This is a genomic window from Bradyrhizobium sp. 35 (genome assembly GCF_023073215.1).
In the GTDB taxonomy this organism is placed as follows: domain Bacteria; phylum Pseudomonadota; class Alphaproteobacteria; order Rhizobiales; family Xanthobacteraceae; genus Bradyrhizobium; species Bradyrhizobium canariense_D.
On the sequence record NZ_JADPJC010000141.1, the window covers coordinates 85482 to 96096 of the forward strand.

Sequence of the window (10615 nt, forward strand, 5' to 3'; positions counted from 1 at the left end):
GCGCCCTCGTAAGAACAAACGGGACGCGATACTTGGGCATGTCGCCTCGTGGGGAGATCGCTCAAATCCCCATGGCCGTCATTACACCGAAACGGCACCTACCTGTCAATCGGCTCATTCCGGCGATTTTGCCCAGAAGACTCGCAGGTCTATATTAGGGGTCAACGGCCCGGACCTTTCGGAGACTTTGCGATGCATTCCCATTCCATCGAACAATGGACCCATGACCACGCCTTTCTGGGCGACAAGCACGACGAGAACGAGCGGCGCACCTTGCTCGTCGTCATCCTGACGCTGGTCATGATGGTCGGCGAGATCGTCGCCGGCTCGCTGTTCGGCTCGATGGCGCTGCTCGCTGATGGCTGGCACATGGGCACGCATGCGGCGGCGCTGGGGATTGCCGCGTTCGCGTATCGCTTTGCGCGGCGGCATCTGGGGAGCTCGCATTTCAGCTTCGGGACCGGCAAGTTCGGCGATCTCGCCGCCTTCGCCAGCGCGATCATCCTCGGCCTGATCGCGGTCGAGATCGCCTATGAGAGCGTGCTGCGGCTGATCAATCCGGTGCCGATCGTCTATGGCGAGGCGATCGTGGTCGCTGCCCTCGGCCTGTGCGTCAATCTCGCCAGTGCCTGGCTGCTCCGCGACAGCCATGGTCATCACCATCACGGCCATGCGCATGATGATCACGACGATCATGACCATGATCACCACCACCATCACGACAACAATCTCCGCGCGGCCTATGTCCACGTCATGGCGGACGCAGCGACCTCGGTGCTGGCGATCGCCGCGCTCGTGGTCGCCATGTATTCGGGATGGGCCTGGGCCGATCCGGCGGTCGGCCTGATCGGCAGTGCCGTGATCGCAAGCTGGGCGTTCGGCCTGATCAAGACATCAGGCGCGGTGCTGCTCGACGTGCGCGCCGACGAGAAGCTCGAGCGTGTGATCCGGGCGCGCATGGAGATCGGTGACGACCGCGTCACCGATTTGCATCTGTGGCAGGTCGGCCCCGGCCATTGCGCCGTGCTGGTGTCGGTGGTCTCGGACAAGCCGAAGCAGCCGGCGGTCTACAAGAAGCGGCTCGCCGGGCTGAAGGGCCTCAGCCACGTCACCGTCGAGGTCGAGACCTGCCCGCACTGAAGCGGTCTGCGGGAATTCTGCGAACGGACCGGGGTTGACCCTCGGTCACAGCCGACAAGACAGCCGACCTGGCTGCAAGGGAGGAACGAATGATGCCAAAGATCAAAAAGATCAAGCTCGCCGTCGTTGTCGCTGCACTCGTTCTGTCCGGTCATGCGGTGCTCGCGCAGTCCGAAAAGACCGGTGTCGAAAAACTCTACGTGCTCAATTGCGGCGAGGGCACCGCCGGCGACATCTCGCGCTGGACGCCCGGTCTCAATGAGGGCAAGACGATGGACTTCGTCGACAGCTGCTATCTCGTGAAGCACGCCAAGGGCTGGTTCCTGTGGGATACCGGCATCGCCGACGCAGTCGCCGCGATGCCGAATGGCCTTGCGCCCGCCGATCCCAAAGCCGTGACCTGGCGCCGGCCGAAGACGCTTGCCGCGCAGCTCGAACAGCTCGGCCTCAAGCCCGGTGACGTCAAGATGATGGCCGTCTCGCACACCCATCCCGACCATACCGGCAATGTCGAGCTGTTCCCGCAGGCCATGCTCTATGTGCAGAAGGCCGAGTATGACTGGCCCGGCGCCAACAACGAGCCGCGCTTCAAGCCGTCGCATCCGGTCGAGCTGCTTGCGGGCGACAAGGACGTGTTCGGCGACGGCAGCGTGACCATCCTGTCGACGCCCGGCCATACGCCGGGACACCAATCGCTGCTGGTGACGCTGCCGAAGACCGGCGCCGTCGTGCTGTCGGGCGATGCGGTGCACTTCAAAGACAATTGGGACAACCGCCGTGTGCCGAGCATGAACGCCAACAAGGACCAGAGCGCGGCCTCGATGCAGAAGATCGCCGACACGCTCGGCAAGGAGAAGGCGCAACTCTGGATCAACCACGACAAGATCCAGCGCGACAGCCAGAAGATGTCGCCCGAGTTTTACGACTAGCTTCCCGCGACGCCCCTGTTGCCACTACGGTGGCAGCAGGGGCGTGCTAGCGCCCTCAGCAAGCTCCGCAACGGGAGACGATTGTGGGTGAGTGGGCCGGGGTTGCGATCGCGCTGGCGTCGAGCAGCCTTGGCGGCACTGCCGCGGCGATCACCCGCTATCTGGTCGGCGGCGCCGATCCGATCCTGCTCGCGATCCTGCGCTGGGGGATCGGCTTTCTCTGCCTGCTGCCGTGCGCGCTTCTGCTCGGCGTGCGCTGGCCGCAGCGGTCCGACTGGCCGGCCGTGGCGCTGCTCGGCATCTGCTTTTTCGGCGTGTTCTTCATCCTCTACAACATCGCGGTGTCCTACACGACCGCCGCGCGCGCCAGTCTCGCGCTGGCGACGCTGCCGCTCCACACCATGGTGGTCGGCGCCATCCTCGGCGTCGAGCGGCTGACGGCGCGCAAGATCACCGGCGTCGGCATCGCGGTGCTCGGCGTGGCGGCGGCACTGGCCGCGGGCCTGGCGCAAAGCCCGCCCGAGGCCTGGCGCGGCGAGCTGATCATGACCGGTGCCGTGTTCTGCATGGCGTTCTACAACGTGCTGTCGCGCCCGCTGATGCAGCGCTCCAGCCCGCTCGGCTTTCTCACGGTCGGCATGGGAGCAGGCGCCGCCGTGCTGGTGCTTGCGGGTATCGTGAAGGGCAGCTTTGCAGCGCTGGGGCAGTTCACGACGGCGCAGTGGATTGCCGGCATCTATCTCGGCATCGGCGGCGGTGCGCTCGCCTTCGTCCTCTGGGTCATGGCGCTGGCGCGCGCGACGCCGACCCGGGTCGCCAATACGATGACGGTCAATCCGATCGCCGCCACCTTGCTCGCCGCGCTGCTGATCGGCGAGCCGATCACGCCAAATCTACTGATCGGGCTGGTCGCCGTGTTCGCCGGCATCTGGATCGCGACCGGCGAAACGAAGCCGGCCTAGGTGCGCGGTGCCGTGACCGGCGGCGGGCTCGCTTCCGGCGCCTTCTTCGGTTTCAGCGAGCCGGCGTAGAAGGAGATCAGCCAGACCAGGATGACGGCGAAGAGATAGACACCCCAGGCCTGCGGCGGGCGTAGTCGCCCAGCGCAGGAGGCCTTTGAATGTGCGGGGTGGGCGCGTGTCTTCGGTCATGCTGCGCTTGTGCGCGAAAGCTCCGGCCCGGTCAATCCGGCCGCGGTTGCGCGCGGATCATGAACAGCGCGGCCAGCGCCGAGAGGCTGAGCGCGGAGGAGACGATCAGCACCTTGGCGCCCATGACGTCGATGAGCAGGCCAAAGGCCAGCGGCGCCACGGCCTGCGCCATCCGTGCCGGCGCGCCGATGATGCCGAGGCGATAGCCGAAATCCTTGGGGCCGAAGATCGACAGCGGCAGCGTGCCGCGCGCGATGGTCAGGATGCCGTTGCCGGAGCCGTGGAATAGCGCAAACGCACTGGCCGCGGCGCCGCCGAAGATCGCCACGACCACCGCGCCGATCGGGTGAGTGAGGCAGGCGAGCCGCGTCGACCACAGCGGATGAAAGCGGCTGAGGAAGCCTGCCTCCAGAACCCGTGCGGCCACTTGCGCGGGGCCGATCAGCGCACCGGCCGCGATCGCCTCGACCGGCGTCGCGCCGGTTGCCTCCAGGATGCGCGGGAAATGCGCGGCCATCGCGCCGGTGACGGTCCAGACCGCGGCAAAGATGAAGGCGAGCAGCACCATGGTGCGGTCGAGCGGCAGATGCGGCTTCGCCGCTGTCGCCGCTGCTTGCTTGGCGCCCTTGATCGTCGGCAGCAGGAAGAAATTGAGCGGCAGGCCGATCAGGATATTGGCAGCGGCCCAGGCGAAGCAGGTGTCGCGCCAGCCAAAATGCGACAGGCCCCAGGCGGTGAGCGGCCAGCCGACGGTCGATGCAAAGCCCGCCATCAGCGTGATGCCGGTGATCGGCCTGCGCGCCTCGGTGCCGTAGATGCGCCCGAGCGCGGCGAAGGCGGCGTCGTAGAGACCCATCGCCATGCCGATGCCGAGCACGAGCCAGGCCATTGCCATCACCGCCACCGATTGCGAGAGGCCGAGCAGAACGAGGCCGGCGGCGATCGTCAGGTTCGACACCGAGAGGACCTGCCGGCCGCCGACCAGATCGATCTGTCGCCCGATGCGCGGCCCGAGCAGCGCCGAAATCACCAGCGAGGCCGAGAACGCGCCAAACACCCAGTTGGAGGAGATACCGAGATCGCGCGCCATGGGATCGGCGAGCAGCGCCGGCAGATAGTAGCTCGAGGCCCAGGCCAGGGTCTGCGTGGTACCGAGCGCCAGGATGATCGGAAGCTGGCGCTGGCTCATATCCCCGTATTTCTGATCGGCGGTGTCATCATTCGCATTTGCCGCCCGAGGCGGGAGCGCGTCAACAGCGTCCGCGACATATGCGACCTGCCGCGGGCGGGAGCCTTGGCCGTGAGCGGAGCTTTGGCGACGCAAGCTCCGCGCGCCGCCTTTCGCTCGTCACGAATGCACGCCATAATGGCGCATGCAATTGACCTCTCGCCTTGCGCTGATGAACTGGTTGGCCGGCCAGGGGCTCACCGGCCTGCCCGAACCCGAACTGCTGCGCGGCTTCTGCGAGCGCTGCCGCGCCGAGGGGCTGGAACTCTCGCGTGGCCTTGTCGTCATCGATACGCTGCACCCGATCTACGAGGGTCGCGCCTTCCGCTGGAGCGATACACCGACCAACGAGAGCGACGTCGTCGAATACGGCTCGACGGCCGAGGGCGACGCGGCCAACAATTGGCGCCGGTCGGTTTTCTATCATTTGCTCGAGCACGGTCACGACGAGATGGTGATCGACCTCGCCGACGCGCCCTCGCTCGATTTTTCGCAAATCGGCGAGCTCGCCGAAACCGGTCATCGCCATTTCCTGGCCTTTGTGCACCGCTTCGGGGAGACCGGAGCGCTGGGGCAGATGGACTGCCTCTACTCCTCCTGGACAACGCGACGCGACAGCGGCTTCGCCGACGCCGAACTCGCCGCGCTGCGCGATCTCGTGCCGGTGCTGGGGCTCGCGATCAAGTCGGCGCAGCAGGTCGACATCGCGCGCACGCTCGGCCGCGTCTATCTCGGCCGCGATGCGTCAGAGCAGGTCTTGAGCGGACGTATCTCGCGCGGCGTCACCGAGCGCATCAACGCCGTGCTGTGGTATTCGGATCTGCGCGGCTCGACCGGAATCAGCGAGAGCATCGGCCCCGACGAGATCATCCCGTTCCTCAACGACTATGCGCAGGCCGTGATCGACGCGATCCACGACGCCGGCGGCGACGTGCTGAAGCTGATCGGCGACGGCGTGCTTGCGATGTTCACCGGTGAAGACATGGCGCATGCCCGGCGCGCGGCGCTGCGCGCCGAGCATCTGTTCCGCAAGAACGTCGCTGCGCTGAACCTGAGGCGGGGCGCGGAGGGCCGTCCCACCACGTCCGCCTATATCGGCCTGCATGTCGGCGAGGTCTTCTACGGCAATATTGGCAGCGAGGACCGGCTCGACTTCACCGTGGTCGGTCCGACCGTGAACGAGGTCAGCCGCATCGCCTCGATGAGCCGTTCGGTCGATCGCGAGCTGCTGGCATCGGCAGAATTCTACAAGGGCCTCGACGCCGCCGGCCGCCGCTATCTCGTCTCCACAGGCCGCTACGCGCTGCGTGGCATCGGCCGTGCGCAGGATCTCTACACGCTTGATCCGGAGGTGGACGCGAGCGAGCCGGTGACAGGCAGCTACGAGCGGTATCTGGCGAACTAGGCTGGCTGCTTCAACATACTCCGTCATTGCGAGGAGCTCTTGCGACGAAGCAATCCAGACTGTCTCCGCGGACGGATTCTGGATTGCTTCGCTTCGCTCGCAATGACGGTGCAGCTAACACCGCGCCACCGCCTCATCGCCCACCATGTCCGGCTGCCGGTCCAGCGCCACCGCGGGCGAGAGCCAAATGACCAGCGCCTGCACGCCGAACACGGCGGCGGCGAGATAGAGGCACGCTTCGGCGCTCCACAGGCCGCCGACGATCGCACCCAGCGCCGAGCCGACCGGACGGGCGCCATAGCTCATGATGTTGATGGCGGAGACGCGGCCGAGCAGGCGAGGCGGCGTCACCGACTGGCGCAGCGTCGTGGTCGAGATCACCCACAGGATCGGCCCGACGCCGAGCAGAAAGAAGCTCAAGGCCGCAAGCCAGGGCGAGGGGACCAGCACCGTCAGCGCCATCACCACCGCCGCGACGAAGCCGGTAACGGGGCCGAGGCCGACGACCGTGCCGAACGCGATGCGCTTCATCACCCGCGTCGCGAACAGCGCGCCGATCACCATGCCGACACCGTACATCGTCAGCACGGTGCCGACGCCGACCGCGTTTAGGCCGAGGTGACGTACGGCATAGGGCACGAACACCGCGATCTGCAGGAACCATCCGGTGTTGAAGATGAACTGGGTGATGAACACCGGCCGCAGCAGCGGATGATGAAACACGAAGGCCGCGCCTTCGCGGATGTCCTGAAACGGATGCCGCCGTGGCGCCGGCGTGCGGGCGGGCTCGTAGATGCCGGAGAGCAGCACGACGGCGATCGCGGACAGCGCGGCCGCAAAGCCGAAGGCCGGGCTCGCGCCCCACCACCCGACCAGCGCGCCGCCGAGCGCAGGGCCGCTGGCGAAGGCGATGGTGCGTGCGAGCTCGATCCGCGCATTGGCCGCCGGTAGCAGGTCCGAACTCACCAGCGAGGGCACCAGCGCCGGCGCGGCCACGCTGTAGACGACGGTGCCGCACACGGCGGCAAAGCCGAGCAGCGCCAGCAGCGGCAGATTGAGCGCGCCGAGCGCGAGCAGCAGCACGATCGCTGCAAGGGCCGCGGCCCGCAGCGCCTCGGCGCCCGCCATCAGCGAACGGCGGGAGATGCGGTCGGCCAGCAGGCCGGCGGGGATGGCGAAGAGGACGAAGGGCAGGGTCAGCGCGGTCTGGAGCAGGCCGGTCTGGCCTTCTGCCACGCCGAGCGTCAGCACCGCGACGATGGGGGCCGCGGCCAGCGCGATCTGTTCGGCCGACTGTGCCGCCAAATTGGACCAGGCGAGGCGGTTGAATGTCTCGGGGAGGCGCGGGGGAATTGACATGGCTCGTTTCCTGCAAAGTCGGGTTGGCGCCAGTATCCGCCTCGGGAGGCTCCCAAACCCACCCGCTTCCCGACAGGGGCGACACATAGCGACCGCCGAGGGACCGACGCGGCTAGATGCAGTTGCAAATGAGTTGCAATAAGGCTCGACTTCGGTATTCTCGCCGCATGGATGCTCGCTCTCCCGATCTGACCCGAGATGCTGCCGGCTGGCGCAATGACGCGCCGATGACAAAGAGCCTGGCCGAGGTGAATGCCTCGGTCGCCCTCCCCATCGCGGGGGTGTGGTGGCGGCGCCTGCTCGCCTTCGTCGGCCCGGGCTATCTGGTTTCGGTCGGCTACATGGACCCCGGCAATTGGGCGACGGATCTCGCCGGCGGGTCCAAGTTCGGCTACACGCTGCTCTCCGTCATCCTGCTCTCGAATTTGATGGCGATCCTGCTGCAATCGCTGGCGGCACGGCTCGGCATCGTCACCGACCGCGACCTCGCGCGGGCCTGCCGCGGGACCTATTCGCCGGCCGTGAACTTTCTACTCTGGCTTGCCTGCGAGGCGGCGATCATCGCCTGCGATCTCGCCGAGGTCATCGGCACCGCGATCGCGCTCAAGCTGCTGTTCGGCATTCCCCTGATTGGCGGCGCGCTGATCGCCGCGCTGGATGCCTTTTTGCTGCTCATCCTGATGAATCGGGGCTTCCGTTTCCTCGAAGCCTTCGTCATCGCGCTGCTCGTCGTGATCGCAGTCTGCTTCACCGTCCAGCTTGCCGCGGCAGCCCCGCCGGTCGCCGAGATGCTGAGGGGATTTGTGCCGAAGACCGAGATCTTCACCAACCCCGAAATGCTCTACATCGCGATCGGCATCATCGGCGCCACCGTGATGCCGCATAATCTCTATCTGCACTCCTCGATCGTGCAGACGCGCGCCTATGAGCGCAACGACGAAGGCCGGCGCGAGGCGATCAAATGGGCGACGACGGATTCGACCATCGCCCTGATGCTGGCGCTGTTCATCAATGCCGCGATCCTCGTGGTGGCTGCTGCAACCTTCCACAAGAGCGGCCATTCCGACGTCGCCGAGATCGGCCAGGCCTTCGAGCTGCTGTCTCCGTTGCTCGGCCTCGGCATCGCCTCGACGCTGTTCGCAGTGGCGCTACTCGCCTCAGGCCTGAATTCAACGGTGACGGCGACGCTCGCCGGCCAGATCGTGATGGAGGGCTTTCTCGACCTGCGCCTGCCGAGCTGGGCGCGGCGGTTGCTGACCCGCGGCATCGCGATCATTCCCGTGATCGTCGTCACCGCGATCTATGGCGAGCGCGGCACGGCTGATCTGCTGGTATTCAGCCAGGTCGTGTTGTCGATGCAATTGCCCTTCGCCGTCATCCCGCTGGTCCGCTTCGTCTCCGACCGCCGCAAGATGGGCAAGTTCGTCATACCGGTATGGGTCGCGGCGATCGCGTGGATCGTCGCCGGCATCATCGTGGTTTTGAACTTGAAGCTGCTCGCGGACACGCTGTTCGGGTGACCACACCACGGCTGTCGTCGTCCGGCTTGACCGGACGACCCAGTATTCCAGAGACAGTAGTGACTGAGCCGAGGCGCCGCGGCGTACTGGATGCCCCGCTTTCGCGGGGCATGACGGAGAGCTAATCCTGCGGCTCGGACGTCGCATCGCCTTGCGCGTCGATGCGCAGCCAACCTGACGGCGCGAGGCGCTGCTGCGGCAGGAAGCGGGCCTTGTAGTCCATCTTCTTGGAGCCCTCGATCCAGTAGCCGAGATAGACGTAAGGCAATCCCTGCCGCCGGGCGCGGGCAATGTGGTCGAGGATCATGAAGGTGCCCATCGAGCGGCTGACTTCGCCCGGCTCGAAGAACGAATAGACCATCGACAGGCCGTCGCTGAGCACGTCGGTCAGCGCCACCGCGATCAACTCCTCGCCGCGGCCGGTGATGCCGCTGTCGGGACCGCGCTTGCGGTACTCGATGATACGGGTCTCGACGTGGCTGTCCTCGACCATCATGGCGTAGTCGAGCACGGTCATGTCGGCCATGCCGCCATGGCGGTGACGGGAATCGAGATAGGCGCGGAACACCGAATATTGCTCGGAGGTCGGCACCGCGCTGCGCTGCTCGCCGATGATGTCGGCGTTGCGCGCGATGACTTTGCGGAAGTTGCGGGAGGGGCGGAACTCGTTGGCGATCACCCGGACCGAGACGCAGGCGCGACACTGGTCGCAGGCGGGACGGTAGGCGATCGACTGGCTGCGACGAAAGCCGCCATGGGTCAGGAGGTCGTTGAGGTCACCGGCGCGCTCACCTACGAGGTGCGTAAACACCTTGCGCTCGTGCCGGCCCGGCAGATAGGGGCAGGGGGAGGGCGCCGTGAGGTAAAATTGTGGGGTGTCGCGCGAGTGCTGGGTCAAGGGACGTCGTGGGCCTCCAAAATGTGCATCAGCATCGCGCTACGAAAGCCCCCGGTCAATCGGTCTACTCGGCAGGTCAGATCGGACAGCATAGCGGGTCCAGGTTGATAGGTTCTTGATCCAGGTTGGTTGATCAGTAGGTCCTTGATCGAAAGGTCGCTGATCAGTAGGTCCTGGCGCCCTGGGGCACCGGCGCACGAACGGAATTGTTGATCACGACCGTTCCCAACAAGAAATCCTGCAGCAAGCGCCTGCGGCCGTTGAAGAGGCCGACCAGGACGACGAAAGGCGACAGGAACGAGACGGTCACCCAGAACAGCACGGCGTGGGTGGCCCCGAGCACGAAATAGCCGGGCGCGCCGTACCAGGTGCGCAACTCAAGATCCATCACGCGCATGCCGATGGTCGCGGACGACGGACCGCCGATGCAGGCGCCGTAATAGACGATGGCCCAGATCACGGAGGCCGGCCAGGCCAGCCAGAACAGCGCCCAGCCGATGCCGAGCGTGACCACGCCGAACACCGCGATGAAGAGGTAGCCGAGGATCACCGGCACCGAGATCACAACCATGTCGATCAGGAAGGCGAAGACCCGCCGCGTCGCAACGCCGCGGAACAGTTCCGGGTGCAGATAGGGATCGTAGGCATGTGGCTGCGCCCCACCGTCATTGCGCCAGGCATTGCCCGAGTCCGAGTACGACATGACCATTCTCCCGAGGGAAACTCCCGTGGCAGGACTCCCGTGGAAGGACATGGGAACAGGCCGTCCGCGTGCCAAGGGCGCCGAGATTAACAAGCCGAAATATTCCGGCGATTCGGGGGCGGCGGAGGCGGGAGGAAAGGACGCGGCGCCACACCCTCAGTGTCGTCCTGGCGAAAGCCAGGAGGTGGATTCACACTCGAAGTGCAACAGTTGAGAGGAGAAGGCCTCTGCCGGGGTTCTGAAGTCAAGGCATTTGCGCGGGGTGTTGTTGTAGGCGGCAAT

9 protein-coding genes and 1 pseudogene are annotated in these 10615 nt (G+C 66.0%); 5 read left to right on the top strand and 5 right to left on the bottom strand.

Annotated features, from left to right (window positions below; all coding sequences use genetic code 11):
- Nucleotides 1-192: 192 nt before the first annotated feature.
- From dmeF to IVB36_RS28505, 3 genes are all read left to right on the top strand, one after another.
- Nucleotides 193-1140: a CDF family Co(II)/Ni(II) efflux transporter DmeF gene (gene dmeF / locus IVB36_RS28495; RefSeq protein WP_018458394.1), complete on the top strand. Its 948-nt coding sequence runs from the start codon at nucleotides 193-195 to the stop codon at nucleotides 1138-1140.
- Nucleotides 1141-1229: 89 nt separating this feature from the next.
- The gene (locus tag IVB36_RS28500) at nucleotides 1230-2069 is read left to right on the top strand and encodes an N-acyl homoserine lactonase family protein (protein ID WP_018458393.1); all 840 of its coding nucleotides are present in this window, start codon (nucleotides 1230-1232) and stop codon (nucleotides 2067-2069) included.
- Nucleotides 2070-2152: 83 nt separating this feature from the next.
- On the top strand, nucleotides 2153-3031 hold the full coding sequence (locus IVB36_RS28505; protein ID WP_018458392.1) for a DMT family transporter: 879 nt from the start codon (nucleotides 2153-2155) through the stop codon (nucleotides 3029-3031).
- On the opposite strand, the pseudogene IVB36_RS28510 reads toward IVB36_RS28505, so the two are convergent.
- Nucleotides 3028-3220 (bottom strand): annotated as a pseudogene (locus IVB36_RS28510) (hypothetical protein). The gene IVB36_RS28505 and the pseudogene IVB36_RS28510 sit on opposite strands and share 4 nt — an antisense overlap.
- A gap of 31 nt (nucleotides 3221-3251) precedes the next feature.
- The gene (locus IVB36_RS28515) at nucleotides 3252-4409 is read right to left on the bottom strand and encodes an MFS transporter (RefSeq protein ID WP_018458391.1); all 1158 of its coding nucleotides are present in this window, start codon (nucleotides 4407-4409) and stop codon (nucleotides 3252-3254) included.
- Between the two features lie 184 nt (nucleotides 4410-4593).
- Here IVB36_RS28515 and IVB36_RS28520 point away from each other — a divergent pair, with 184 nt between their 5' ends.
- Entirely contained in the window at nucleotides 4594-5853 is a 1260-nt protein-coding gene (locus IVB36_RS28520) for an adenylate/guanylate cyclase domain-containing protein (RefSeq protein WP_026233569.1), read from the top strand.
- A 114-nt stretch (nucleotides 5854-5967) separates the two neighbouring features.
- On the opposite strand, the gene IVB36_RS28525 is transcribed toward IVB36_RS28520, so the two are convergent.
- Nucleotides 5968-7212, bottom strand: a complete 1245-nt coding sequence (locus IVB36_RS28525) for an MFS transporter (protein WP_018458389.1) — start codon at nucleotides 7210-7212, stop codon at nucleotides 5968-5970.
- Nucleotides 7213-7379: 167 nt separating this feature from the next.
- Between IVB36_RS28525 and IVB36_RS28530 the strand changes: the two genes are divergently transcribed.
- On the top strand, nucleotides 7380-8732 hold the full coding sequence (locus IVB36_RS28530; RefSeq protein ID WP_247393915.1) for an Nramp family divalent metal transporter: 1353 nt from the start codon (nucleotides 7380-7382) through the stop codon (nucleotides 8730-8732).
- Between the two features lie 121 nt (nucleotides 8733-8853).
- Here the strand turns inward: IVB36_RS28530 and IVB36_RS28535 are convergent, their stop codons facing one another.
- Together IVB36_RS28535 and IVB36_RS28540 are read right to left on the bottom strand one after the other, a co-directional pair.
- Nucleotides 8854-9630 carry an arginyltransferase gene (locus IVB36_RS28535; RefSeq protein WP_018458387.1) on the bottom strand — a complete coding sequence of 259 codons (777 nt, stop codon included), beginning with the start codon at nucleotides 9628-9630 and terminating at the stop codon, nucleotides 8854-8856.
- 163 nt (nucleotides 9631-9793) lie between these two features.
- Entirely contained in the window at nucleotides 9794-10333 is a 540-nt protein-coding gene (locus tag IVB36_RS28540; RefSeq protein WP_039800407.1) for an RDD family protein, read from the bottom strand.
- Between the last annotated feature and the right edge of the window lie 282 nt (nucleotides 10334-10615).

What these genes read in the sequence shown, in the direction of transcription:
- dmeF (WP_018458394.1), top strand. Translation starts at nt 193, where the DNA reads ATGCATTCCCATTCCATCGAACAATGGACCCATGACCACGCCTTTCTG.
- IVB36_RS28530 (WP_247393915.1), top strand. Translation starts at nt 7,380, where the DNA reads ATGGATGCTCGCTCTCCCGATCTGACCCGAGATGCTGCCGGCTGGCGC.
- IVB36_RS28500 (WP_018458393.1), top strand. Translation starts at nt 1,230, where the DNA reads ATGATGCCAAAGATCAAAAAGATCAAGCTCGCCGTCGTTGTCGCTGCA.
- IVB36_RS28520 (WP_026233569.1), top strand. Translation starts at nt 4,594, where the DNA reads ATGCAATTGACCTCTCGCCTTGCGCTGATGAACTGGTTGGCCGGCCAG.
- IVB36_RS28515 (WP_018458391.1), bottom strand. Translation starts at nt 4,409, where the DNA reads ATGAGCCAGCGCCAGCTTCCGATCATCCTGGCGCTCGGTACCACGCAG.
- IVB36_RS28525 (WP_018458389.1), bottom strand. Translation starts at nt 7,212, where the DNA reads ATGTCAATTCCCCCGCGCCTCCCCGAGACATTCAACCGCCTCGCCTGG.
- IVB36_RS28540 (WP_039800407.1), bottom strand. Translation starts at nt 10,333, where the DNA reads ATGTCGTACTCGGACTCGGGCAATGCCTGGCGCAATGACGGTGGGGCG.